Origin of the sequence: Verrucosispora sp. WMMA2121 (genome assembly GCF_027460185.1) — a bacterium.
Classification (GTDB): Bacteria; Actinomycetota; Actinomycetes; order Mycobacteriales; family Micromonosporaceae; genus Micromonospora; species Micromonospora palythoicola.
The window spans coordinates 1,123,125-1,146,892 of the sequence record NZ_JAPZBH010000004.1 but is presented as its reverse complement, the minus strand read 5'-3'; the positions used below and the strand labels follow the sequence as shown (position 1 = coordinate 1,146,892).

At 72.1% G+C, this 23,768-nt stretch carries 24 protein-coding genes; 13 read left to right on the top strand and 11 right to left on the bottom strand.

All coding sequences use genetic code 11. From position 1 onward, the window contains the following. Positions 1-24: 24 nt before the first annotated feature. The 9 genes from alr to O7605_RS05925 all read left to right on the top strand — a co-directional run bounded on the left by alr (position 25) and on the right by O7605_RS05925 (position 7,572). Positions 25-1,143, top strand: a complete 1,119-nt coding sequence (gene alr / locus O7605_RS05965) for an alanine racemase (RefSeq protein WP_269738271.1) — start codon at positions 25-27, stop codon at positions 1,141-1,143. Beyond that, positions 1,140-2,243, top strand: coding sequence for an alpha/beta fold hydrolase (locus O7605_RS05960; RefSeq protein ID WP_164447844.1), 1,104 nt, complete (start codon positions 1,140-1,142; stop codon positions 2,241-2,243). The genes alr and O7605_RS05960 overlap by 4 nt, the downstream gene beginning before the upstream one ends. After that, entirely contained in the window at positions 2,222-2,719 is a 498-nt protein-coding gene (gene tsaE, locus O7605_RS05955) for a tRNA (adenosine(37)-N6)-threonylcarbamoyltransferase complex ATPase subunit type 1 TsaE (RefSeq protein ID WP_269738731.1), read from the top strand. The genes O7605_RS05960 and tsaE overlap by 22 nt, the downstream gene beginning before the upstream one ends. Positions 2,720-2,779: 60 nt before the next feature. Next, entirely contained in the window at positions 2,780-3,481 is a 702-nt protein-coding gene (gene ung, locus O7605_RS05950) for a uracil-DNA glycosylase (RefSeq protein ID WP_269738270.1), read from the top strand. A 313-nt stretch (positions 3,482-3,794) separates the two neighbouring features. Then, entirely contained in the window at positions 3,795-4,952 is a 1,158-nt protein-coding gene (locus O7605_RS05945; protein ID WP_269738269.1) for a glycoside hydrolase family 11 protein, read from the top strand. 143 nt (positions 4,953-5,095) lie between these two features. Beyond that, the gene (gene tsaB / locus O7605_RS05940) at positions 5,096-5,773 is read left to right on the top strand and encodes a tRNA (adenosine(37)-N6)-threonylcarbamoyltransferase complex dimerization subunit type 1 TsaB (RefSeq protein ID WP_269738268.1); all 678 of its coding nucleotides are present in this window, start codon (positions 5,096-5,098) and stop codon (positions 5,771-5,773) included. A 23-nt stretch (positions 5,774-5,796) separates the two neighbouring features. After that, positions 5,797-6,249 (top strand): ribosomal protein S18-alanine N-acetyltransferase, encoded by a 453-nt coding sequence (rimI, locus tag O7605_RS05935; RefSeq protein WP_269738267.1) that lies wholly within the window; start codon positions 5,797-5,799, stop codon positions 6,247-6,249. A gap of 8 nt (positions 6,250-6,257) precedes the next feature. Beyond that, on the top strand, positions 6,258-7,304 hold the full coding sequence (tsaD, locus tag O7605_RS05930) for a tRNA (adenosine(37)-N6)-threonylcarbamoyltransferase complex transferase subunit TsaD (RefSeq protein ID WP_269738266.1): 1,047 nt from the start codon (positions 6,258-6,260) through the stop codon (positions 7,302-7,304). Between the two features lie 13 nt (positions 7,305-7,317). After that, positions 7,318-7,572, top strand: coding sequence for a hypothetical protein (locus tag O7605_RS05925; RefSeq protein ID WP_269738265.1), 255 nt, complete (start codon positions 7,318-7,320; stop codon positions 7,570-7,572). 18 nt (positions 7,573-7,590) lie between these two features. On the opposite strand, the gene O7605_RS05920 is transcribed toward O7605_RS05925, so the two are convergent. The 10 genes from O7605_RS05920 to O7605_RS05875 all read right to left on the bottom strand — a co-directional run bounded on the left by O7605_RS05920 (position 7,591) and on the right by O7605_RS05875 (position 17,872). Beyond that, the gene (locus O7605_RS05920; protein WP_269738264.1) at positions 7,591-9,264 is read right to left on the bottom strand and encodes a copper resistance CopC/CopD family protein; all 1,674 of its coding nucleotides are present in this window, start codon (positions 9,262-9,264) and stop codon (positions 7,591-7,593) included. 18 nt (positions 9,265-9,282) lie between these two features. Further along, positions 9,283-10,020, bottom strand: coding sequence for a DUF4142 domain-containing protein (locus O7605_RS05915; protein ID WP_269738263.1), 738 nt, complete (start codon positions 10,018-10,020; stop codon positions 9,283-9,285). Between the two features lie 142 nt (positions 10,021-10,162). Beyond that, positions 10,163-11,344, bottom strand: a complete 1,182-nt coding sequence (locus O7605_RS05910; RefSeq protein WP_269738262.1) for an ROK family transcriptional regulator — start codon at positions 11,342-11,344, stop codon at positions 10,163-10,165. Positions 11,345-11,372: 28 nt separating this feature from the next. Continuing rightward, positions 11,373-12,632 carry a sugar ABC transporter permease gene (locus O7605_RS05905; RefSeq protein ID WP_269738261.1) on the bottom strand — a complete coding sequence of 420 codons (1,260 nt, stop codon included), beginning with the start codon at positions 12,630-12,632 and terminating at the stop codon, positions 11,373-11,375. Next, positions 12,629-13,447, bottom strand: coding sequence for an ATP-binding cassette domain-containing protein (locus tag O7605_RS05900; protein ID WP_269738260.1), 819 nt, complete (start codon positions 13,445-13,447; stop codon positions 12,629-12,631). Before O7605_RS05900 ends, O7605_RS05905 begins: the two co-directional genes overlap by 4 nt. 103 nt (positions 13,448-13,550) lie before the next feature. Continuing rightward, the gene (locus O7605_RS05895; protein ID WP_269738259.1) at positions 13,551-14,645 is read right to left on the bottom strand and encodes a sugar ABC transporter substrate-binding protein; all 1,095 of its coding nucleotides are present in this window, start codon (positions 14,643-14,645) and stop codon (positions 13,551-13,553) included. A 213-nt stretch (positions 14,646-14,858) separates the two neighbouring features. Continuing rightward, a complete protein-coding gene (ybaK, locus tag O7605_RS05890) occupies positions 14,859-15,338 on the bottom strand; it encodes a Cys-tRNA(Pro) deacylase (protein ID WP_269738258.1) in 480 nt (159 codons plus the stop codon). Positions 15,339-15,382: 44 nt separating this feature from the next. Then, entirely contained in the window at positions 15,383-16,684 is a 1,302-nt protein-coding gene (locus O7605_RS05885) for a THUMP-like domain-containing protein (RefSeq protein WP_269738257.1), read from the bottom strand. A gap of 211 nt (positions 16,685-16,895) precedes the next feature. Further along, positions 16,896-17,081, bottom strand: coding sequence for a DUF397 domain-containing protein (locus tag O7605_RS05880; protein WP_269738256.1), 186 nt, complete (start codon positions 17,079-17,081; stop codon positions 16,896-16,898). Next, positions 17,072-17,872 carry a helix-turn-helix domain-containing protein gene (locus tag O7605_RS05875; RefSeq protein WP_269738255.1) on the bottom strand — a complete coding sequence of 267 codons (801 nt, stop codon included), beginning with the start codon at positions 17,870-17,872 and terminating at the stop codon, positions 17,072-17,074. The genes O7605_RS05880 and O7605_RS05875 overlap by 10 nt, the downstream gene beginning before the upstream one ends. A gap of 393 nt (positions 17,873-18,265) precedes the next feature. Here O7605_RS05875 and groES point away from each other — a divergent pair, with 393 nt between their 5' ends. The 3 genes from groES to O7605_RS05860 all read left to right on the top strand — a co-directional run bounded on the left by groES (position 18,266) and on the right by O7605_RS05860 (position 22,155). Next, on the top strand, positions 18,266-18,580 hold the full coding sequence (gene groES / locus O7605_RS05870; RefSeq protein ID WP_089155197.1) for a co-chaperone GroES: 315 nt from the start codon (positions 18,266-18,268) through the stop codon (positions 18,578-18,580). 72 nt (positions 18,581-18,652) lie between these two features. After that, positions 18,653-20,302, top strand: coding sequence for a chaperonin GroEL (gene groL, locus O7605_RS05865; RefSeq protein ID WP_269738254.1), 1,650 nt, complete (start codon positions 18,653-18,655; stop codon positions 20,300-20,302). 140 nt (positions 20,303-20,442) lie between these two features. Next, a complete protein-coding gene (locus O7605_RS05860; RefSeq protein WP_269738253.1) occupies positions 20,443-22,155 on the top strand; it encodes a molybdopterin-dependent oxidoreductase in 1,713 nt (570 codons plus the stop codon). 170 nt (positions 22,156-22,325) lie between these two features. Here the strand turns inward: O7605_RS05860 and O7605_RS05855 are convergent, their stop codons facing one another. Further along, positions 22,326-22,709: a WhiB family transcriptional regulator gene (locus O7605_RS05855; RefSeq protein ID WP_269738252.1), complete on the bottom strand. Its 384-nt coding sequence runs from the start codon at positions 22,707-22,709 to the stop codon at positions 22,326-22,328. Positions 22,710-22,961: 252 nt separating this feature from the next. Here O7605_RS05855 and O7605_RS05850 point away from each other — a divergent pair, with 252 nt between their 5' ends. Continuing rightward, complete coding sequence (locus O7605_RS05850; RefSeq protein ID WP_269738251.1) at positions 22,962-23,762, top strand: helix-turn-helix transcriptional regulator; 801 nt, start codon at positions 22,962-22,964, stop codon at positions 23,760-23,762. Positions 23,763-23,768: the final 6 nt, after the last annotated feature.

Here is a 23,768-nt window from a genome sequence, read left to right as displayed (position 1 = left end):
CAGCGCGGAAAGTAGGGTGGGGGCATGTGGCAGGCCGAGGTACGTGTCGACCTTGATGCGATCCGGGAGAACGTGGACCGGCTCCGCGCCGGCACCAGCGCGGAACTGATGGCGGTGGTCAAGGGCGACGGCTACGGCCACGGCATGGTCCCGGCGGCCCGGGCCGCACTCGACGCGGGAGCGGACTGGCTCGGCGTCTGCACCCTGGACGAGGCGCTGACGCTGCGCGCCGCCGGCATCGACGCCCCGGTGCTGGCCTGGCTGCTCGCCCCCGGGCTGCCCCTGCACACCGGCGTGACCGCCGGCGTCGACCTGGGCGTGGCGAGCCTGTCGCAGCTCGACGAGATGCGGGAGGCGAGCCGGACGGTCGGGCGGCCCGCCCGACTGCACCTGAAGATCGACACTGGCCTGTCCCGGGGTGGTGCGACGGTCGCCGACTGGCCGGCCCTGCTCGACGCCGCCGCCAAGGCACAGGCCGACGGGCTGGTCGAGGTGGTCGGGGTGTGGAGCCACTTCGTCTACGCCGACCTGCCCGGTCACCCGACCACCGACCGGCAGTTGGCGGTCTTCCACGAGGGCCTGGCCATGGTCGAGCGGGCCGGGCTACGCCCGCGCTACCGGCACCTGGCCAACTCGGCGGCCACGCTGACCCGGCCGGACACCCACTTCGACCTGGTCCGTCCGGGGCTGTCCGTCTACGGCCTCTCCCCGGTGGCGGGCGAGACGTACGGGTTGCGGCCGGCGATGACCGCCCGTGCGCGGGTGATGCTGACCAAGCGGGTGCCGGCCGGTGCGGGCGTCTCCTACGGCCACACCTACACGACCGAACGCGAGGCGAACCTCGCCGTGGTGCCGCTCGGCTACGCCGACGGGGTGCCCCGGCACGCCTCGAACCGTGGCCCGGTGCAGCTCGCCGGCGCCCGGCGGACCATCTCCGGCCGGGTCTGCATGGACCAGTTCGTGCTCGACTGCGGCGACGATCCGGTGGCCGCCGGCGACGTGGCGATCCTGTTCGGTGACGGGGCCGAGGGAGCGCCCACGGCCGACGACTGGGCCGAGGCGGTCGGCACCATCAACTACGAGATCGTCACCCGGTTCGGCAGCACCCGGGTCCCGCGCGTCTACGACGGCGATCGGACATGACCGGTCTGCGCATCCCACGCCCCCGGACCACCGCCGGGAAGGCCGCCGGTCTGGTCGGTGCGGCGCTGGGGGTGGCCGCGGCCGGGCTGGCCGCCGGGGTCGCCACGGAACGCGCCCTGGTCCGTCGGTTGAAGGCGGACCCCACCGACGCGTACGCCGACGAGGTCTTCGGTGACCAGCGGTACGACGAGGCGTACCGGCTGGAGATGCCCGACGGCACCGACATCCACGTCGAGGTGGTCGAGCCGACCCGGCCGGTCGACGGCAACCCGACCGTGCTGCTGGTGCACGGCTTCTGCCTGGACATGGGCACCTTCCACTTCCAACGCAAGCTGCTCGCCGAGCGGGGCGAGCACCGGATCGTCGCGTACGACCAGCCGGGGCACGGCCGGTCGGGGCGACTGGAGAGCGGCGAGTACGACCTGACCGCGCTCGGCCGTACGCTGCGCCGGGTGATCGACGAGGCGGCTCCGGAGGGGCCCCTGGTGCTCGTCGGCCACTCGATGGGTGGCATGACCATCATGGCCCTGGCCGAGCTGTATCCGGAGATGTTCGGCGACCGGGTGGTGGGTACCGTGCTGATGGCCACCTCGGGCGGGCTGCTGGCCGAAACGAAGCTGGTCGCGCCCGCCCTGCTGGGCCGGGTGGGTGCGCCGGTGCTCTACATGGCGGGCAACGTCACCCGGTACGGCGGGGCGGTCATCGACCGGGCCCGCCGCTCGACCACGAACGTGGCCTGGTTGCTGACCCGCAGGTACGGCTTCGGCACCCGGTCGCCCAGCCCGGCGCTGGTGTCGTACGTGGAGGAGATGAACTCCCGTACCTCCGCCGACACGGTGACCCGCTACCTGCGTACCCTGGCGACCCACTCCCGGTTCCCGGCGCTGGCCGCGCTGGCCGGCACGCCGGTGCTGGTGATCGTCGGAGACAAGGACATGATCACACCGCTGACCCACTCTGAGGAGATCGTCCGGCGGCTGCCGCACGCCGAGTTCGTCAGGATCCCCGACAGCGGTCACGTGGTGATGCTGGAGCACGCCGACGAGGTGAACGCCGCGTTGCTCCGTTTCCTCGACAGCTGCGGGCGGGACGGCCCGTGACCGGGTTCGTGCTGCCGACGGTCGCGGACACGTACGCCTTCGGGCAACGGCTGGCCGGGTTGCTGCGCCCCGGTGACCTGGTGCTGCTCACCGGCCCGTTGGGCGCCGGCAAGACCGCGCTGACCCGGGGAATCGGCGCCGGCCTCGGGGTGCTCGGTGACATCACCTCACCGACCTTCGTGATCGCCCGGGTGCACCGCCCGGACCCGGCGAGCGGGCGGGGTGTGGCGCTGGTGCACGCCGACGCGTACCGGTTGGGTGACGCGGGCGATCCCCGGGCCGAGATCGACGACCTCGACCTGGACGCCTCCGTCGACGAGTCGGTGACCGTGGTCGAGTGGGGCGAGGGCCTGGTCGAGCAACTGGCCGCCGCTCATCTGCGGATCCGCCTGCACCGGCACGACGACGACACCCGCACGGCGGAGCTGGAGCCGGTCGGCGGCGACTGGGCGGAGCGCCTGTCCGCCCTGGGCTGAGCGCTGTCGTACCCGGTGCCTACAGTGCCCGCAGACGTTCCGACCGGTGAGAGGTTGCCGATGCCCGACGACACCCCCGCTCTCGACCTGCTGGCGCTGCTGCCCGACGAGTGGCGGGCGGTGCTGACGCCTCATCTCGACCCGGCGCGGATGTCCGCGCTGAGTGAGTTCGTCGCCGCGGAGTACGCCGCCGGCCCGGTCTTCCCGCCGGTGGCGGATCTGTTCTCGGCCTATCGGCTCTGCCCGCCGTCGGCCTGCCGGGTGCTGATCCTCGGGCAGGACCCCTACCACCGCGCCGGCCAGGCCCACGGGCTCAGTTTCAGCGTGCGCGAGGGTGTGTCGGTGCCGCCGTCGCTGCGCAACGTCTTCAAGGAGCTGGGCGAGGATCTGGGTGTGCCGAAGCCGCGCAGCGGCACCCTCGACGGCTGGGCGGCGCAGGGTGTGCTGCTGCTCAACTCGGTGCTGACCGTGCGCCAGGGCACGCCCGGGTCACACGCCAACCGGGGCTGGGAGGAGTTCACCGACGCGACCATCCGGGCACTCGACACCCTGGAGTCGCGGGTGGTGTTCCTGCTCTGGGGCGGGTACGCCCGCAAGAAGGCGGCGCTGGTCGGCAACCCGCGGCACGTGGTCCTGGAGGCCGGGCACCCCAGCCCGATGAATCCCCGCGGTTTCCTCGGCAGCCGCCCGTTCAGCGCCGCCAACAAGGCGCTCGCCGACGCCGGCCTGCCCACCATCGACTGGGAGCGCTCGGCCGGCTGAGCCGTGTGCTCCTGCCGCCACGTCGCCCGTACGTACCAGATGGCGGCATCCGCCTGGTTGGTCGTGGAGCCGGTCGGACGACACTTCTTGACTGACGTCGGTCGTTGGATAACGATATCGGAAACATAGATGCTGGCTTACATCTTCAAGTCTGGGGGTCAGCGGCAACGTAAGGCAGCAGTGGAGCACCCACAACCGACAGTCCGGCAATTCGTACAACATGGCGCGGCCTCGACGCGTGGTGACCGTCCCTCTACCACACGCACCCCGCCGATTACGTCACGCCGCCTCTCGCAAGGAGAAGCCCACCACCATGAACGAAGTCCCCACACACCGTAAGAGTCACCGACGCGGCCGCGTCAGAATGCTGGCTGCCGCCGCCTTCGCCGCGGTGTTGGCCACCACCGGCACCGTCGCGATCTCGGCCAGCCCCGCCCAGGCCGAGGCCGACCGGCAGGTCTGCTCGAACACGGAAGGTACCCACAACGGGTTCTTCTTCTCGTTCTGGAAGGACAGCGGCGACGCCTGCATGGTGTTGCGCGAGAACGGCCGCTACTCCAGTTCGTGGAGCAGGAGCACCAACAACTGGGTCGGTGGCAAGGGTTGGAACCCGGGCACCCGCCGTACGATCAGCTACTCGGGCAGTTACAACCCGGGTAACAACAACAGCTACCTCGCGTTGTACGGCTGGACCCGCAGTCCGCTGGTCGAGTACTACATCGTCGAGAACTTCGGTAGCTACAACCCGAGCAGCGGCGCGACCCGGCTGGGCAGCGTCACCACCGACGGGGGCACCTACGACATCCTGCGCAGCCAGCGGGTCAACGCCCCGTCGATCGACGGCACCCAGACGTTCTACCAGTACTGGAGTGTCCGGCAGCAGAAGCGCAGCAGCGGGACCATCACCACCGCCAACCACTTCGACGCCTGGGCCCGCGTCGGCCTGAACCTGGGCAACCACTACTACCAGATCATGGCCACCGAGGGTTACCAGAGCCAGGGCAGTTCGGACATCACCCTCTCCGAAGGCGGGGGCTCGAACCCGCCGCCGAGCAACCCGCCGCCGAGCAACCCGCCGCCCGGTGGCGGGTCCGGCCAGATGATCGTCGGTCAGCAGTCCGGCCGGTGCCTGGACGTGCCGAACTCCAGCACGAGCAACGGCACCCAGATCCAGTTGTACGACTGCCACGGTGGCTCGAACCAGCGGTTCACCCACACCTCGGGCAGGCAGCTGACGGTGAACGGCAAGTGCCTGGACGTGCCGAACTCCAGCACGAGCAACGGCACCCGGATCCAGTTGTACGACTGCCACAGCGGCGCGAACCAGCAGTGGAACATCAACTCGAACGGCACGATCACCGGAGTGCAGTCCGGGTTGTGCCTCGACGCCGGTGGCACCGGTAACGGGGCGGCGATTCAGCTGTACAGCTGCTGGGGTGGAGCAAACCAGCAGTGGAGCCGACGCAACTGATCGGTCGCCGCGGGGCCAGGCGCTGACGCGCCTGGCCCCGTGCCTCCTTGAGAACCGCAGCAGTGCGCGCGAGCGCTACGATCCGGCGGCGATGGCGGGCGGGCGTCCAAGGGCCGGAGGCAATACGGCTAGGCTGGGTCATTGTGCTCGTACTGGTGGTGGACAGCTCGACCCCGGCGGTGACCGCGGCGCTCGTCGAGGTCACCGCGAGTGGCGTCACGCCCCGGGCGCACCGGTGCACCGTCGACGCTCGGGCGCACGGCGAACTGCTCGCCCCGCAGGTCGACGCGGTGCTCGCCGACGTCGCCGCCCGGCCGGCCGACCTGCACGCGATCGTCGCCGGGGTCGGCCCGGGGCCGTTCACCGGGCTGCGGGTGGGGCTGGTCACCGCCGCCACCATGTCCCAGGTGCTCGACATCCCCGCGTACGGTGTCTGCTCGCTGGACGCGATCGGCCACCCGGCGGCGGCCGGTGAGCCGGTGCTGGCGGCGAGCGACGCGCGGCGCCGGGAAATCTACTGGGCGGTCTACGACGGCGCCGGCCAGCGCCTGGTCGGGCCGGAGGTCGGCGCGCCCGCGGTGGCCGCCGAGCGGGCCCGCGCGTTGGCCGTCACCGTCGTGGTCGGCGATGGCGCACACCGGTACGCCGATGCCCTCGGGTTGCCGCTGCGACCCGAGCCGCGCTACCCGGACGCGACCGCGCTGGCCACCCTGGCCGCCGAGCGGATCCGCACCGGCGCGCCCGGTGATCCGTTGACGCCGCTCTACCTGCGTCGCCCGGACGCGGTGGCGGCGACCGCGCGCAAACCGGTCCTGCCGTGAGCCGCGGGCAGAGCGGTCGTGTGGTGAGCGAGGTGCGCCTCGGCCGGTTCCGCTGGTGGCACATCGACGAGGTGTTGCCGATCGAGGCGGACCTCTTCGGCGCCGAGCAGTGGTCGGCGCCGATGTTCTGGAACGAGTTGGCCCACGGGCATTTCTACCGGGTCGCGACCGACGGCGAGGGCGCGGTGCTCGGTTACGCCGGGCTCGCGGTCGCCCCGCCCGACGAGGCATGGGTGCAGAACATCGCGGTCCGGCGGAACGTCCAGCGCCGGGGGATCGGCCGACTGCTGCTGGAGGCGCTGCTCGCCGAGACCACCCGGCTCCGGGTACGCGCCGTGCTGCTGGAGGTCGCCGCCGACAACGCGCCGGCCCAGCGGCTCTACGCGACGTACGGTTTCGAGCCGATCGGCGTGCGGCGCGGCTACTACCAACCGAGCAACACCGACGCGCTGGTGATGCAGCGCACCCAGGACTGAGACCTGCCATGGCTGACGAACCACTGATCCTCGGCATCGAGACCTCGTGCGACGAGACCGGCGTCGGTGTCGTGCGCGGGCACACCCTGCTCGCGGACGCGCTCGCGTCCAGCGTGGACCAGCACGCCCGGTTCGGTGGGGTCGTCCCGGAGGTGGCCAGCCGGGCGCACCTGGAGGCCATCGTGCCGACGATGCGGCGGGCGTTGACCGAGGCGGGCGTGACGCTCGCCGACGTGGACGCGATCGCGGTCACCGCCGGGCCGGGCCTGGCCGGCGCGCTGCTGGTCGGGGTGGCCGCCGCCAAGGGGTACGCGGTCGCCGCCGAGAAGCCGGTCTACGGGGTCAACCATCTCGCCGCGCACGTCGCGGTGGACACACTGGAGCACGGCCCGCTGCCCGAGCCGGCGATCGCGCTGCTGGTCTCCGGCGGCCACTCGTCGCTGCTGTTGGTCGACGACCTGGCCGGGGGCGTCACCCCGCTGGGCGCCACCATCGACGACGCGGCCGGCGAGGCGTTCGACAAGGTGGCCCGGCTGCTCGGCCTGCCCTTCCCCGGTGGACCATACATCGACCGGGAGGCCCGGACCGGCGACCCGGCGGCGATCGCCTTCCCGCGTGGCCTGACCGCCGCCAAGGATCTCGTCGCGCACCGCCACGACTTCTCCTTCTCCGGGTTGAAGACCGCGGTGGCCCGGTGGGTGGAGGCGCGCCAGCGGGCCGGCGAGCCGGTCCCGGTCCCGGACGTCGCCGCGTCCTTTCAGGAGGCGGTCTGCGACGTACTCGTCAACAAGGCGCTGGACGCCTGCCGTGGCCAGGGTGTGCGGACCCTGGTGATCGGCGGGGGAGTGGCGGCCAACTCGCGGTTGCGGGCGATGGCCGAGCAGCGGGCCGCCCGGCACGGCATCCGGGTCCGGGTGCCCCGGCCCGGCCTGTGCACCGACAACGGCGCGATGGTGGCGGCCCTCGGTTCGCACCTGGTCGCCTCGGGTGTCGCGCCGAGCCGGCTCGACCTGCCCGCGGATTCGGCCATGCCGCTGACCACGGTCAGCGTCTGAGGGGGACGGCGACGTGATCGTACGGATGTGGGAGGCGCGGGCGGAGCCGTACGCGCTCGCCGACCTGATCACCTGGGTCTGCGACAGCGCGCTGCCGGAGTTCGAACACGACCCGCTGCACGTGGCCAGCGAGGTCTTCTCCTCCACCGACCACCGGGTCGTGGTGATCTCCAAGTGGCGCAGCAGCCCTCGGCCGCTGCCCGACCCGCCGGTCATGCTGCTCGCCCGACAGCCGCATTCCTGGGACTTCACCCAGGTCGACCGCTGAGGCGTCACCCAGGTCGGGTCAGCGGATCGTCACGGTGGTGGTGGCGGTGGAACGGTCGATCTCACTGGTCCGGGCGCTGACCCGCAACGTCCAGTCACCGGCGACCGGGAAGTGGATCTCGGCGCTGCCGTGGTGCGGCTCCAGCGCGAAGACGTCGACGGTGATCGGCTCGATGCCGGCCTCCGGCAGGGCGGCGGTGACCGTCCACTCCGCCACCGGCAACTCCTTCGCCTGCGGGGTGTAGACGTAGGCGTGCAGGCTGTTCGTGGTGCCGGCGACCGCCGGGTAGATGTCGAACTGCAGGGTGAACAGGTCGGTGGTGAGCGACTGCGCGACGCCCTCCCGGCTCACCCCGTCGGCGGCGGTGCCGACGGACCGGCCGGGCGGGGTCTGCACCAGCACCGCCGTCAGGGCCAGCACCACCGCCGTCACGGCGAGTTCCACGCCGGCCGCCCGGGCGACCCACCGGGGCCGGTCCGCCGCGACCCGTCGCCTGACCAGTCGGCGTTGCCCGGCCGCCACCGCCAGCACCCCGGCCAGCAGCGCCGCCTTGGCCAGCAGCAGACGACCGTACGCGCTGCCCCACAGGGCGGCGGGCCGGCCGAGTTCGATCACGGCCTGACCGAGGCCGGCGGCGACCAGCCAGGCCACCGCGAGGGTGGCCAGCCGGGACCAGGCCGGCAGGATCCGGGCGAGCACCCGCCGGTGGGTGCCCCGGAGCAGGAACACGGTGAGCGCGAACAGTCCACCCAACCAGGCGCTCACCCCGGCGACGTGCAGGGTGCCCAGGGCGATGCTCACCGGCGGCAGCGGCGAGGCGACCGGATGCCCGGCCAGCGGCCAGGTGACGAACCCGGCCAGGCCGACGGCCGCCAGTGCCCAACCGCGTACCCGCCCGGCGACGCCGGGACCGGCCGGCGATCGGTCGACAGCGCCCCGCAGCACCGCCGGCAGCAGGATCGCGGCCAGCCCCACCAGCGCGAGCCGTACGGCCAGCACCACTCCGACGTCGCTGTCGGCGACGGCCCGCAGGTCGGCCGGGGAGAGCTGCCCGACCGGCGCACCCACCACCTGGGCGGCCTGCCCGACCCAGGTGCCGACGGTGCCGGCGGCGATCAGACCGAGCCCGACCAGCGCGGTGGCCGTGGCGCCTCGACGGGAGCGGCGGCGGGGCCACATGGTGGCCGCGAGCAGTGGCGGGCCGACCGCCAGGAGCAGCCCCAGGTATCCGAGGTACTTCGCGGCCGGGACCAGCACCCCGGCCGGCGACTCGGACTCCGCCAGGGCCGGCTCCGGCGGGGTCGCCGACGGTGCTCCGGCGGCGAAGGTGAAGCTGCCCGCCACCGGGTGACTGTCCGCCGAGATGACCCGGTAGCTGACCAGGTAGGTGCCGAGCGGACGGTCCGAGGGCCGCAGCGTGATCCGGACGGTCCGGTCCCGGACCTCGGGCTCGCCGACGTTGATCCGCTTGCCGTCGGGGGCGAGGACCTGCACCCGGCCGGGAACCACGGCGATGGTCTCGCTGAAGGTCACCAGCACCTCGCGCGGCGCGTACCCGAGCACCTCGTCGCGCTGCGGGGTGGTGGCGACCACCACGGCGTGCGCCGCCGCTGGCCCGGCGGGGCCCAGGGCGGCGCACAGCGCGGTGAGCACCAGCCCGAGCAGGGCAGCGGCTCGGGTGCGGGCGGTCATCGATCGGCGCGGTGGCGGTCAGCTACGACGGAACATGCGGTACGTGAGGAAGCCGCCGGTACCCAGGGCGCCGAGGAAGATCGCCCAGATGAGCGTGTTGCTGACGCCGATCTGCGGGCCGGTGTTGGCCTGCGCGGCGGCGAGCAGTCCGTCGTTGCCCGGTGCCGGCAGCGCGGCGGGCGGCAGCTCGGCGTAGCGGACCAGGCCGGTGCTCTCCAGCATCCGCATGTGGTCGCCGACGAACGTGTTGGCCGAGTTGGCCAGGTCCCGGATCACCTCGTTGCGGGTACTGGCCCGCACCGCGCCGATGACCGGGAAGATCTTGCCGTGGGCGACCCGGAGCCGGGTGACGAAGATCTGGTCGAAGCGGGCGCCCCGGGCGTCCTTCATCTCGGTGAGCCAGCCCTGCTGCTCGGCGGTCGGCGCGTTGGGGATGACCGCACCCAGCTTGTTGGCCGCCTCGACGGTGATCCGGTCAAGCTCCTCGTGCTGCCGGGCGATCTCGGCGCCGACCTCGCGGACCACCCGGGACTGACCCTTCTCGGCGGCCATCTGCCCGGCCGGCATCTCCCACAGACCGGCCAGCCGCACGCCGTCGAGCAGGGCCTGGTCGGCGGCGGCGAGTTGCTGGGCGGCGGGCGCGGCCAACGCCACGCCGGGCAGGACGACGAGAGCTGCGACGATCGTGGTGAGCAGCACCGCCAAGCGACGGGACCGGTTGCCCTGCCGGCGACGAGCGGAATCCAGCGGTGCCATGTCTGCGGCGCCTCCTCGGACGAGAACCGATCGTTGAGCGTCGGACGTCCGCACCCGTCGGCCGTCCGCAACCTGGTACGGATTGTGCGGCCGATCAGTTCAGCGGATGGCGAAACCGGTTCGCGAAATCTGGAACTGGAGGTCAGCTGACGTCGAGCGGATCGGCGAGCAGCCGGTCGAAGGCGAGTTCGGCCGCGCCGACCAGGGGAGCGTCCTCGCCGAGCTTCGGCGTACGCAGCCGGACGTGCTCCAGGCAGGCCGGCAGCCCGTTGGAGTTCAGCCGGCTGCGCACCTGGGCGGCGGCGGCCAGGTAGAGGTCGCGCATGGTGCCGCCGAAGATGACCATCTCCGGGTTGAAGATGTTCACCAGGTTGGCGACGCCGAAGCCGAGCCAGTCACCGGCCTGGCGTACCGCGATCTGGGCCTGGGCGTCCCCGCGGTCGGCGGCGTCGAAGACCGCGAGCATCGCCTCCCGGCCCCGGGCGTCGGAACGGCCGGCGGCCCGGAGCAGCCCGTGCTCGCCGATCTCGGTCTCCCAGCATCCACGGTTGCCGCACTCGCAGCGGGCCCCGTCGCGGACCACCACCATGTGCCCGACCTCGCCGCTGTAGCCGCCGTGCCCGGTCAGCCGCCGACCGGCGGCGATGATCCCGGCGCCGACGCCGACGTCGCCGTACAGGTAGATGACGTTGTCGCAGCCGGCCGCCGCGCCCCGGGCGTGCTCGGCGAAGGCGGCCACGTCGGCCACGTTCCCGACCGTGACCGGCACGTCGACCCCGAGTTCCGTACCGAGCGCGGTGCCGATCGGTTCGTCCACCCAACCGGTGGTGGGACCGAGCCGGACCAGCCCGTCGTCGCGGCGGACCATCCCGCAGACCGCCACGCCGGCACCGACGCAGACGGCGTCCTCCGGCAGCGCCTGCCGCATCTCCTTGACGGCACCGGCCAGCAGCGGTGCGGCCTCGGCGGCGGTGAGGCCGCGGGGGCGGTCCAGCTCCCGGCGGTCGATCACCGCGCCGCCGAGCCCGACCCGCGCGGCCCGCAGCCGGTCCACCTCGATGCTGTACGCGTACGCGAAGATCCGGTCCGACTCGGGCCGGACGACCAGCGACGGTCGTCCGGCCCGGCCGGTTTCCTTCGGCGCCCCCTCAGTCACCAGGCCGGCCGCGGCGAGGTCGGCGGTGAGCGCGCCGATGGTGCTCCGGTTCAACCCCAGCGCGGTGGTCAGTTCCGCCCGTGTGGTGGCACCGTGCACGTGCACGTAGCGCAGCAGGGCACCAAGATTCTGTCGACGAATCTCGTCCTGGCTCGGTCCCACGCGCATCGGTTGTGACTACCTTCGGTGCAGCGGATCAGCGACTACCGCTGGCGGCGGCTCGCCGGCGCGACAGCGCGTCGACGCTGGCCGCCAGGAGCAGGACCACGCCGGTGACCACGTACTTGACGCCCGAGCTGTAGCCCATCAGGCCCATGCCGTTGTCGATCACCGCGACCACCGCGCCGCCGAGCACCGCGTCCAGCACCCGGCCCTTGCCGCCGAAGAGGCTGGTACCACCGATCACCGCCGCGCCCACGGCGTAGAGCAGCACGTTGCTGCCGCCGGTGTTCGGGTCGACCGAGTTGGCCCGGCTGGCGGCCACGATGCCGCCGATCGCGGCCATGGTGGAGCAGATGACGAAGACCGAGATGCGGATCCGGTCCACGTTGATGCCGGCCCGGCGGGCGGCTTCCTTGTTGCCGCCGACCGCGTAGATGTGCCGGCCGTAGCTGGTGCGGTGCAGTACGAAGGTTCCGATGATGAGCAGCACGGCGATGATCGGCACCACGATCGGCACGCCCTTGAGCGAGCTGATCAGCACGTTGCGGCTGCGCTCCAGGTTGAGCATGTAGACCGCCAGACCGAGGATGACCGCCAGCCCGCCGATCCGGGCGAGCACCACCGTCATCGGGTCGGTGACCAGGCCCCGCGCGGCGCGGTTGCGGTAGCGCAGCAGCTGCACGGCGGCGTACCCGGCGACGGCCACGGCGGCGAGCGCCCAGCCGAGCAGCGGCGGCAGGTTGCGGTTGGCGATCGCCACCAGCACCGAGTCGCGCACCGAGATGTTGCGGCCTTCCTCCATGAGCAGCAGGACCACGCCCTGGAAGGCCAGGAAGCCGGCCAGGGTGACCACGAAGGACGGAATGCCGATCTTGGCGACCAGGAGGCCGAGGATCGTACCGATCACCATGCCGGTGAGCACGGCGGCGGCCACCGCGACGTACCAGGGATATCCGAGGACGGTCACCACGTTGGCCAGCACCGCCGCGCAGACGCCGCTGGCGAAGCCGGCCGACAGGTCGATCTCACCCAGCAGCAGGACGAAGACCAGGCCCATCGCGATCAGGGTGACCGCCGCGCCCTGGGTGAACAGGTTGGCGAAGTTCCCGGCGCTGAGGAACGAGGGCCGCAGGATCGAGAAGACCGTGCAGAGGACGAGCAGGCCGAGGACGGCGGGCAGGGCGCCGATGTCGCCGCCGCGTACCCGTCGCCAGTAGTCGCGGACGTGGCTGCCGACGGAGGGCGTCGACGCGACGGCGGCCGGCCCCTCCTGCTTGACGGCGGTGGTGCTCATGAGACGCCTCCCGTGGTGCTGCCGGCCGGCGCCGCGCCGTTGCCGTTGGTGGCCGGTTCGCCGGTGAGCCCGAGCCCGCCGGAGCGACCGGCGGTGATCAGCTCGACCACCTGCGCGTGAGTGATGTCGGTGGTCTTCACCTGGGCGACCATCTGGCCGAGGTAGAGCGCGGCGATCCGGTCGGAGACGGCGAAGACGTCGTTCATGTTGTGCGAGATGAGCACGACGGCCAGACCGTTGTCGGCCAGTCGCCGGACCAGTTCGAGCACCTGGGCGGTCTGCGCGACGCCGAGCGCGGCGGTCGGCTCGTCCAGGATCACCAGCTTGCTGTTCCAGAGCACCGCCTTGGCGATCGCCACCGTCTGACGCTGGCCGCCGGAGAGGCTGGAGACCTGCTGGCGTAGCGACTTGACGGTGCGTACGGACAGCCCGGCGAGGGTCTCGGCCGCCATCTGTTCCATGGTCGGCTCGTCGAGCACGATGCCGCTGCGCTTCTCGCGGCCGAGGAACATGTTCTGCACGATGTCGAGGTTGTCGCAGAGCGCGAGGTCCTGGTAGACGACCTCGATGCCGAGCGCCGCGGCGTCGCGTGGGCTGTGGATGTTCACCGGCCGGCCGTCGAAGACGAACTGCCCGGCGTCGGTCGGGTAGATGCCGCTGATGCACTTGACCAGGGTCGACTTGCCGGCGCCGTTGTCACCGACCAGCGCGGTGACCTCGCCCGGATAGGCGGCGAAGGCGACATCGCGTAGGACCTGGACGGGACCGAAACTCTTGTCGATCCCGCGTAGCTCCAGCAGAGGGGTCGCGGACACGGGGTTCTCCTTTGTCGCGGAGGGAGATCGGGGCCCGTCCAGCGGCGGCACGCCGCCCGGCACGGGGTTACCGTGCCGGGCGGCGGCGCCTAGGCGGGTGAGGTCAGCTGATGCCCGCTTCGGTGCAGAGCTCGGCGAAGTTGCCGCTGCAGACCTCTTCCTTGGTCACGAATCCGTCGGCGATGACGTCCTTGACGTTGTCCTTGTAGATCGCCTGCGGGGTGAGCAGGACGGCGGGGACGTCACGGTTGCCCTCCGGGTCCTTGACGGTCTGGCCGGTCTCCTTGCGCTCGCCCTTGGCCAGCGCGATGGCCAGCTCGGCGGCGGCGTCGGCCTCCTGCTTGACGGCCTTGTAGACGGTCATGCACTGGTCGCCGGCGAGGATGTTCTGCAGGCCCTGGGTGGTGGCGTCCTGGCCGGTCACCGGGACCTTGCCGTTGAGCCGGTTCTTCTTCAGCACCGAGATGGCGGCGTTGCCGAGGCCGTCGTTGGCGGCCAGCACACCGTCGATCTTGCCGCCGGTCTGGGTGAGCATCTGCTCGAAGATCGTGGCGGCTTGGGCGTTGTCCCAGTCCGGCACGGACTGGTCCGGGCCCTTGACGTACTCGTTCGCGTCGAACTTGGGCTTGAGGATCGAGTCGTAGCCGTTCTTGAACAGGGTGGCGTTGTTGTCGGTCGGCGAACCGTTCAGGTACGCCACGACCGGCTTCTCGGCCTTCTGGTCGGTCAGGCACTTGACCAGACCCTCGCCCTGGAGCTTGCCGACGGCCTCGTTGTCGAAGCTGACGTAGTACTCCGCCGAGCCGCCGAGGGTGAGGCGGTCGTAGTCGATGGTGGCGACGCCCTGCGACTTGGCCTTGTCGAGGACGGCCTTGCCGGTGCCGGAGTCCAGGTTCACGATCATCAGCGCGGTGACGCCGCTCGTGATCATCTGGTCGGCGATGGTCTGGAACTGGGTCTTGTCACCCTGGGCGTTCTGGATGTCGTACTCGACGCCGGCGGCCTCGAAGGCGGCCTGGAGGAACTTGCGGTCGGCGCCCTCCCAGCGGGCGGAGGACTTGCTGTCCGGCAGGATCACGCCGATCTTCGGGGTCACGTCGGAGCCGGCCTGGTCGCCGCCGGACTCGTCGCCACAGGCCGTCAGGCTGCCGAGGGCCAGCAGGCCCACGGTGCCGACTGCGAGGAAGCCCTTGCGCATGTGCAGGGTCCTTTCGAGGGTGGGGAAGGGTGTCGGTGTTTTGTTTTGTTGTGCCCGGCAACGTATTCCGCGCCACAACGGCAGCACAAGGGTGCGCCGGTCACGAGTTTGTTGTCGGCGGTAACAATTCAGCAACGCCAGCGACACCTCGTCGCCACCGTGCCGGCGACGACCCTGGTGTCCGGGTCCGCCGGTGGGGCGGCACCGCGGCGGTCAGGCGCTCGCGAGGGGAGCGAACCGGGCATCGGTGAGGGTGGCCAGGTCGGCCGGGGCCAGTTCCACCTGAAGCCCTCGGCGGCCGGCGGAGACGTACACCGTCGGATGCGCCAGGGCCGAGACGTCGACGACCGTGGGCAGGCGTCGCCGCTGGCCCAGGGGGCTGATGCCGCCGCGTACGTACCCGGTGGCCCGCTCGGCCGCCGTGCGCTCGGCAAGCGCGGCCCGCTTACCGCCCACGGCCGCCGCGAGCGCCTTGAGGTCGAGATCGCCGGTGACCGGCACCACCGCCACCGTCAGCGCCCCGTCGACCTCGGTGACCAGGGTCTTGAAGACCCGCTCCGGGGCCACCGCGAGCGCGGCGGCGACCAGCGCGCCATAGTCGGGCTCGTCGGGCGAGACGTCGTACGGATGGGTGCGATGGTCGACCTTCCGCTTCGCCAGCAGCACGGTCGCCGGGGTGCCACGTCCCGCCATGTCCGCCAAGGTAGCCCCGGTCCGACGCCCGAGCCAGCGCCTTCTCAGCCGGTGGTGCCGGCTCCGGTTCGTGCCACCGGGCGGCAGACCAGGACCGTCGGGGCGGTGGCGACCCGGGTGAGCACCAGGCTCGCCGGCTGGTCGCCGGCCAGCCGTAGGTCGCGCCGGAGCCGCTCGGGCTCCAGCGCGGAGCCGCGCTTGAGGATCTCCACCCGGCCCACCCGGCGATCCCGCAGCAGCGTTCGCAGCCGCTTGAGGGAGAACGGCAGCACGTCGGTCACCTCCAGGCAGCGGGCGTACGGCGTGCGCCGAGCCGCGTCGGCGTAGAGGTAGGCGATGCTCGGGTCGGCGAGGGTGGCGTCCAGGTCGACGGCCAGCTCGGCCACCAGGTGCGCGCGCACCACCGCCGGATCGGGGTCGTACAGGAAGCGCCGCACTGCCCCGACCGGTGCCTCGCGCGCCCCCGTTCCGGTCAGCTGGTGTTCCGCCAGGCCGTCGGGGCGGTACGTCCCGCCGCCGGCCGGGTGATGGGCCCCACCGCCGGCCTGGTGATCGGCGGGGGCCGCTACACCACCGGAGGCGTCCTCCTTCAGCACGGTCGCCCGGCGGGAGACCTCGGCCAGTTCGCCGCACCAGAGGGCCGCCTCGACCAGGTCGCCGTCGACGCTCACCCACTCCGCCTCCGCACCGGGCGGGATCAGCGTGTGGTCGATCCCCGGCGCGACCTTCACCACCGTGCGCGGCACCCGCTCGGCCAGCCCGGTCACGAAGTCCCACGGCGGCGAGTACGAGTTCGGGTCGAAGATCCGGCGGCCGGTGCCGGCCCGGCGGCGGGCCGGGTCGCAGAAGACCGCCTCGACCCGGCTCACGTCGAACGCGGTCGCGTCGCCACACTCGACGGTGACCAGGTCGGCCAGTCCGGCGGCCCGCGCGTTCGCCTCGGCCAGCGCGGCGGTGAGCGGGTCGGCCTCCACCGCGTACACCCGGATGCCGGCGCGGGCGGCGGCGAGCGCGTCGGCACCGAGCCCGCAGCCCAGGTCGGCCAGCGTGGTCACCCCGGCGGCGCGCAGCCGCCGCGCCCGCCGGTCGGCGACGACCCGCCGGGTCGCCTGCTCCAGCCCCGGCCGGGTGAAGAACATGCCGGCCGCCGCCGGCCCGAACTTGCCGGTCGCCCGGCGGCGCAGCTCCGCCTGGGTTAGCGCCGCCGCCGCGAGCCCGGCCGGCACCCCGGCCGAACGCAGCGCCGCCGCCGCGACCAGCGGATCGCCGCCGGCCACCCGGCCCGCCGAGTCGAGCGCGGCCGACCCCTCGGGCGTACGCAACGCGCCGAACTGCTCCAGATCCACCCGCCCATTCTCCCGAGCTCCACCAGCCTGACCCACGTGCCCTGAGGCCGGCGCCCGCCGGGGCGCGGCGTGATCGTCTGCACGTCAGTGAGTCGACACGCCGATGTCCGAGTCACCGAAGTGCAAAAGATCAATGTGCGGCCGACCGGGCTCGGCGGTGGGGTGGGGGCGAGCACCGGGCCGGCCGGTCGCGACTTGCGGTATGTCGGGTCTAGCGGGTGTGGGTGGTGATGAAGGCGCGCCAGGCGGCGGGGGTGAAGGCGAGCACCGGGCCGGCCGGGTCCTTGCTGTCGCGGACGGCGACCAGGCCGGGCAGGTTGTCGGCGACCTCGACGCAGGCGCCGCCATTCTGATTGCTGCGGGAGGACTTGCGCCAGGCGGCGCGGATCAGGTCCATGACTTCGCCACTTCCTCGATCAGGCGGGCGGTCTGCCGGCGCGGCAGCGCCTCACCGGCCACAGTCTCCCAACGTCGCCCCAGGCTGGCAAGGTCGTTCGGGCTGTCCACTGTGTGCCCCCGGAGCTGGCTGTCCAGGTGCGCCACCTCGGTGCCGTCGGCCAGCCGGGCCAGCACGAACGGCCCGGCAAGCCCGCCGTACCACGGGGTCTCGGCCGGCACGACCCGCACCTGGACGTGCGGGCGGTCGGCGAGGGTGCGCAGGTGCTCCAACTGCTCGCGCATGGTCGCGCGCTCACCGACCTGCCGGCGCAGCACCTGCTCGTCGAGCACCGCGACGAGCTGTGGTGGCTCCTCGCGGGCGAGCACCTCCTGCCGGGCCATCCGGGCCAGCACCCGCTTCTCGATCTGCTCATCGGTCAACGGCGGACCGGCCCGGAGCATCGCCCGGGCGTACGCCTCGGTCTGGAGCAGGCCGGGCACCACGGCCGGGTCGTACCAGCGCAGCGCGACGGCCTCCCGCTCGATCTCGCCCCACGGCCGGAACCAGTCCGGCTCGGCGTGCAGCCGGATCAGCTCCAGCATCCCGATGAAGAGACCACCGGTCTCCAGCACCTTGTCGACCCGGGCCAGGTAGTCGGCGCTGAGCTGGTTCGGGCCGATCTCCATCGCGCTCACCGCCGACGTCGAATAGTTGATCATCTTGCTCAGCTCCTCCTGGCTGAGCCCGCGCACCTTGCGGGCCCGGCGCAGCTGGTCGCGCAGGAACCCCAGGGTTGGTACGTCCGCCATCTGTCCGCCCTCCGTGACGTAATAGCGCCGGAGAGTAAGGGTCGGGTGCTCGGCGGGGAAGTGACTGTCGGCGTGTTGCGGTGAACGCTGGCGAACGGCGTCGGAGGAGTGTGGAAGAAGTGGCGACGGGGGTGCGGCGGAGCGGCGACACGAGGGCGGTCAAGCGGCGACACGAGGGCGGCGGATTGGCACTCTCCTTGACGGAGTGCTAGCCGAGGAATAACCTGCGATTAGCACTCTCACCCTGAGGGTGCCAACCTTCGGGCCCTGGTGTCCGGGGGTTGAACGCCAGGCGGACCGGCACCCGCGACGACGGCCCCGCCCGGTGGCATGTGGCAGATTGACGCCGGTCGGCATGCCGATCGGCAACGAAACCAAGTACCCCAGGAGGGTATGCCCGTGACTACCGCGACCAAGGTTGCGATCAAGCCGCTCGAGGACCGCATCGTGGTCCAGGCGAACGAGGCCGAGACCACCACCGCCTCGGGCATCGTGATCCCCGACACCGCCAAGGAGAAGCCGCAGGAGGGCACCGTCCTCGCTGTCGGCCCGGGCCGGATCGACGACAAGGGCAACCGCGTGCCGATCGACGTCTCCGTCGGCGACACCGTTCTCTACTCGAAGTACGGCGGCACCGAGGTCAAGTACGCCGGCGAGGAGTACCTGGTGCTCTCCGCCCGCGACGTCCTCGCGGTCATCGAGAAGTAAGACAGACCGATCAGTGTCGTTGCCCCGGTCCGGCTCGCCGGGCCGGGGCAACGTCGCTTCGAAGGGACATTCATGGCGAAGATCCTGAGCTTCTCGGACGACGCCCGGCACCTGCTGGAGCACGGTGTCAACGCGCTCGCTGACGCGGTCAAGGTCACCCTCGGGCCGCGCGGGCGCAACGTCGTCCTCGACAAGAAATTCGGTGCGCCGACGATCACCAACGATGGTGTGACCATCGCCAAGGAGATCGAGCTCACCAACCCGTACGAGAACCTCGGCGCGCAGCTGGTCAAGGAGGTGGCGACCAAGACCAACGACGTCGCCGGCGACGGGACCACCACCGCGACCGTGCTCGCCCAGGCCATGGTCCGCGAGGGCCTGCGCAACGTCACCGCGGGCGCCAACCCGGCCGGCCTCAAGCGCGGCATCGACGCCGCCGCCACCAAGGTCTCCGAGGCGCTGCTCGACAAGGCCGTCGAGGTCTCCGACAAGAAGTCGGTGGCGCACGTCGCCACGATCTCGGCGCAGGACGCCACCATCGGTGAGCTGATCGCCGAGGCGATGGAGAAGGTCGGCCGCGACGGTGTGATCACCGTCGAGGAGGGCTCGGCCCTGCACACCGAGCTGGACGTCACCGAGGGCCTCCAGTTCGACAAGGGCTTCATCTCGCCGAACTTCGTCACCGACGCGGAGTCGCAGGAGTCCGTCCTGGAGGACGCGTACATCCTGATCACCACGCAGAAGATCTCCGCGATCGAGGAGCTGCTGCCGCTGCTGGAGAAGGTCCTCCAGAACAACAAGCCGCTGCTCATCATCGCCGAGGACGTGGAGGGTCAGGCGCTGTCCACCCTGGTGGTCAACGCGATCCGCAAGACCATCAAGGTCTGCGCGGTCAAGGCGCCCGGTTTCGGCGACCGGCGCAAGGCGATGCTCCAGGACATGGCGATCCTCACCGGCGCCGAGCTGGTCGCCCCGGAGCTGGGTTACAAGCTCGACCAGGTCGGCCTGGAGGTGCTGGGCAGCGCCCGGCGCATCGTGGTCGACAAGGAGAACACCACGATCGTCGATGGTGGTGGCCAGGCCAGCGAGGTGACCGACCGGGTCGCGCAGATCCGCAAGGAGATAGAGGCCTCGGACTCCGAGTGGGACCGGGAGAAGCTCGCCGAGCGGCTGGCCAAGCTCTCCGGCGGGATCGCGGTGGTCAAGGTCGGCGCGGCCACCGAGGTCGAGATGAAGGAGCGCAAGCACCGCATCGAGGACGCCATCGCCGCGACCAAGGCCGCGGTCGAGGAGGGTACGGTGCCCGGCGGCGGTGCCGCCCTGGCGCAGATTCTGCCGGTGCTCGACGACGACCTCGGCTTCACCGGTGACGAGAAGGTCGGCGTGTCGATCGTGCGTAAGGCACTTGTCGAGCCGCTGCGCTGGATCGCCCAGAACGCCGGTCACGACGGCTACGTCGTCGTGCAGAAGGTCACCGGCAGCGACTGGGGTCACGGTCTCGACGCCGCCGTCGGCGAGTACGTCGACCTGACCAAGTCCGGCATCATCGACCCGGTGAAGGTGACCCGTAACGCGGTCACCAACGCCGCGTCGATCGCCGGTCTGCTGCTCACCACCGAAAGCCTCGTGGTGGAGAAGCCGGCTGAGCCGGAGCCCGCCGCGGGTGGCCACGGCCACTCGCACGGCCACGGTCACAGCCACCAGCACGGCCCGGGCTTCTGAGCCTGCCGTACGCCGGACGTGGGGCGCACCGTCGACGAGACGGTGCGCCCCACGTGCTTTGAGTCGGCGTACCGGTGACGAGAGGTTACGAACGCGGACGTCGACTACCGGACCGTTGGTCGGTGGGAAACACTGGGCGGGTGAGCAGCACGTCACCCCGGTTCGCCGCCCTGGCCGGCGTCGCCGCCGCCGCGGCGGCCATCGGCACCGCCGAACTGGTTGCCGCCCTGACCGGCCCCCGGTCGTCCCCGCTCGTGGCGGTCGGCGGTCTCGTGGTGGACACCGCACCCGAGCCGGTCAAGCGGTTCGGCATCGAGGTCTTCGGCACGTACGACAAGATCGCTCTGCTGGTCGGTACGGCGCTGCTGCTCGGCGGCTTCGCCGCCCTGATCGGCATGCTGGCCGCCCGGCGGCTGACGGTGGGCCTGGCCGGCATCGTCGTCTTCGGCGGGATCGGCGCGGCGGCGGCCCTGACCCGCGCCGGTGCGGACGCCGCCGACGTGCTGCCGTCGCTGCTCGGCGCGGCGGTTGGCGGGGTGGCGCTCTGGGCGTTCGTCGCCGGCCCACTGGAACTCGACCCCTGGCCCTGGTCCCCACCGACGTCGGCCGGCCCGCCGTCGGTGACTGGTCCGGCCGTGCCGGACCCGAATGCGGTCGGAACTGCCGGGGTCCCCGACGGGCCGGCGACCGACCCGACCGCGTCGGCCGGCACTCCGTCGGTCCCGGGAAGTCCGCCGGCCTCCGGCGGTCCATCGGGTCCGGCGAGTCCGGGGCGGCGGGTCGACCCGGACTCGCGGCGGCGGTTTCTCACCGGTGTCGGCACCGTCCTCGGGGTGGCCGCCGTCGGGGGAGTCGCCGGCCGCTGGCTCGCCGGCCGTCAGGGGGTGTCGGCGGCCCGCGAGGCGATCACGCTGCCGGCCCCGGTCTCCGCCGCGCCGCCGGTGCCGGCCGGCGCCGACCTGGCCCAGCCCGGCCTGGCCAGCTACGTCACCTCCAACCGGAGCTTCTACCGGATCGACACCGCGCTGGTGGTGCCGCAGGTCGACCCGGAGACCTGGCGCCTGCGCATTCACGGCCGGGTCCGCAACCCGGTCACGCTGAGCTATGCCGATCTGCTCGCCCGGCCGATGGTGGAGCGGTACGTGACGCTGGCCTGCGTCTCCAACGAGGTCGGCGGCGACCTGATCGGCAACGCGCGCTGGCTCGGCGTACCGATCCGGGAACTGCTCGACGAGGTGGGGCCGCTGGACGGTGCCGACCAGGTGGTCGGGCGCTCGGTCGACGGTTGGACCTGCGGCACCCCGACCGCGGTGCTGCGCGACGGGCGGGACGCGTTGCTCGCCGTCGGCATGAACGGGGAGCCGCTGCCGGTCCAGCACGGCTTCCCGGTCCGGATGGTGGTGCCGGGTCTCTACGGCTACGTGTCGGCGTGCAAGTGGATCACCGAACTGGAGTTGACCAGCTTCGCCGATTTCGACGCGTACTGGGTGCCCCGGGGTTGGTCGGCGCAGGGGCCGGTGAAGACGCAGTCGCGGATCGACACGCCCCGCCCGCGTAACCGCCCAGCCGCCGGCCCGGTGACGGTCGCCGGCGTCGCCTGGGCGCAGCACCGGGGCATCGACCGCGTCGAGGTCCGCGTCGACGAGGGGCCCTGGCAGCAGGCCCAACTGGCACCGACCGTCTCGGTGGACACCTGGGTGCAGTGGTCGTGGCAGTGGCCGGCCACCCCGGGCGAGCACACCCTTCAGGTACGGGCGACGGACAGCACCGGCGAGACCCAGACCGGTGAGCCACGCGATGTCGCGCCGGACGGCGCGACCGGCTGGCACTCCGTCACGCTCACCGTCACCTGACCCCCTCTCCCGCCCGCCCCCACCCTGCGGCGGTTGATCATGAAGTTGTTGTCACCCCGCCGGCGTGTCGATGACAACAACCTCATGATCAACCGGCATGGGGTGGGGCAGTGGTGGGACAGGGCGACGCCGCGCCCGGGTCGGGACGCGGCGTCGGTGGTGCGGTCTGGTCAGGCGACGTTGCGCTGGACAGGCACCGTCGACCGGTGCGAGCTGCCCAGCCGGGCCTCCAGTCGGTTGATGTCGACGCGGGTCTGGTGTCGGTCGGCGAGGTCCTCCCAGCCGACCGCGAGCAGCCGTAGCCGCTCGGACTCACTGAAGCCACCCCACACGCCGTACGGCTCGCGTACCGCGAGGGCGTGCGCGGCGCACTCGGCGCGGACCGGGCAGGCACGGCACACGGCCTTGGCGGAGGACTCCCGGCGCAACCGGGACGAGCCCCGCTCACCGTCCGGGTGGAAGAACTGGGCGCTGTCGCGGCCTCGGCAGGCACCGAGCCGCTGCCAGTCCCAAAGGTCGATGATCGGTCCGGGCAGTCTACGTACGTTCGACATCAGCACCCCTCCTCTCGCGCGGCACCGCGAGACGCTTGTGGCCGGTTGTCCGGGCGGCGGGCCGCGCAGGCGCACCGTTCCCGGCCTCGCCCCTCCCTACCCTGGTGCCCCACGCCTCACACGTCTTTGATCCAAAACATCCAACGGATTGCGGCATATGCCCTATCTGTCGGAAAAGTTGGGAGGATTGCCCGGAACCTCCTCCCGACCAGGGCTGCTCATGGTCTGCTCGTCAGCGGAGAGGAGATGCCTGTGCGTACCGTTCTCGTGTGCGTTCGAACGCCGCTCGCGGCGCAGCACCTGACCTCCGCGGCAGCGCGGTTGGGATTGTCGGGTGCCGTCCGGACGGCGGTCTCCGACCCCGAGGTGATGTTGCGGCTGGCCGAGCGTCCGGCCGATGTGGTGCTCGCCGACACCGCGCTCACCCGCCCGGACAGCGTCGGCTTCGTCCGGCGGGTGCTGGCCCGCGCCCCGCAGGCCGCCGTCCTGCTGCTCGGTGCCGAGGAGTCCGAGGCGGCGGCGGCGACCATCGGCGCTGGGGCACGCGGGCTGATCCAGGGGGTCGACCAGGATCTGACCAGCGCCGTCGCCAAGGCGCTGCTGCTGCTGGCCGCGCCCGGTCGGGCCAACCGGCACCGGATCGCTGATCCCGCCCGCGACGCCGCGGCGGTCGGCAGCCCGGCCCGCCCGGCACCCGGGGGACGCACGGCCGGCGAGGCGCCGACCGCCTGGCCGGGTACGGACGCGGCGGGCGGCCCGGCGGTGGTGCCGGTGCAGCGGGGCGACGATCCCGCCGAGTCTGGTGCCGAGTCCGAGCCGGACAAGCCCGCGTCGCCCGCGCGGACCGACCGGTCCGTGATCGGCCTCACCGAACGGGAGCTGCAGGTGCTGCTCGGCATGGCCGAGGGCAAGAGCAACGCCGAGATCGGGCGGGAACTGTTCGTCTCCGAGGACACCGTGAAAACCCACGCCCGGCGGCTGTTCCGCAAGCTCGGTGCCCGCGACCGGGCGCACGCCGTGGCCGCCGGATTCCGGGCCGGACTGGTCGCGTAGCTGGTC

Bases quoted from the DNA above. Each gene is read 5' to 3' on its own strand.
- alr (WP_269738271.1), top strand. From the start codon at position 25: ATGTGGCAGGCCGAGGTACGTGTCGACCTTGATGCGATCCGGGAGAAC.
- O7605_RS05960 (WP_164447844.1), top strand. From the start codon at position 1,140: ATGACCGGTCTGCGCATCCCACGCCCCCGGACCACCGCCGGGAAGGCC.
- ung (WP_269738270.1), top strand. From the start codon at position 2,780: ATGCCCGACGACACCCCCGCTCTCGACCTGCTGGCGCTGCTGCCCGAC.
- O7605_RS05945 (WP_269738269.1), top strand. From the start codon at position 3,795: ATGAACGAAGTCCCCACACACCGTAAGAGTCACCGACGCGGCCGCGTC.
- tsaD (WP_269738266.1), top strand. From the start codon at position 6,258: ATGGCTGACGAACCACTGATCCTCGGCATCGAGACCTCGTGCGACGAG.
- O7605_RS05920 (WP_269738264.1), bottom strand. From the start codon at position 9,264: ATGACCGCCCGCACCCGAGCCGCTGCCCTGCTCGGGCTGGTGCTCACC.
- O7605_RS05915 (WP_269738263.1), bottom strand. From the start codon at position 10,020: ATGGCACCGCTGGATTCCGCTCGTCGCCGGCAGGGCAACCGGTCCCGT.
- O7605_RS05910 (WP_269738262.1), bottom strand. From the start codon at position 11,344: ATGCGCGTGGGACCGAGCCAGGACGAGATTCGTCGACAGAATCTTGGT.
- O7605_RS05905 (WP_269738261.1), bottom strand. From the start codon at position 12,632: ATGAGCACCACCGCCGTCAAGCAGGAGGGGCCGGCCGCCGTCGCGTCG.
- O7605_RS05895 (WP_269738259.1), bottom strand. From the start codon at position 14,645: ATGCGCAAGGGCTTCCTCGCAGTCGGCACCGTGGGCCTGCTGGCCCTC.
- ybaK (WP_269738258.1), bottom strand. From the start codon at position 15,338: ATGGCGGGACGTGGCACCCCGGCGACCGTGCTGCTGGCGAAGCGGAAG.
- O7605_RS05880 (WP_269738256.1), bottom strand. From the start codon at position 17,081: ATGGACCTGATCCGCGCCGCCTGGCGCAAGTCCTCCCGCAGCAATCAG.
- O7605_RS05875 (WP_269738255.1), bottom strand. From the start codon at position 17,872: ATGGCGGACGTACCAACCCTGGGGTTCCTGCGCGACCAGCTGCGCCGG.
- groES (WP_089155197.1), top strand. From the start codon at position 18,266: ATGCCCGTGACTACCGCGACCAAGGTTGCGATCAAGCCGCTCGAGGAC.
- groL (WP_269738254.1), top strand. From the start codon at position 18,653: ATGGCGAAGATCCTGAGCTTCTCGGACGACGCCCGGCACCTGCTGGAG.
- O7605_RS05855 (WP_269738252.1), bottom strand. From the start codon at position 22,709: ATGTCGAACGTACGTAGACTGCCCGGACCGATCATCGACCTTTGGGAC.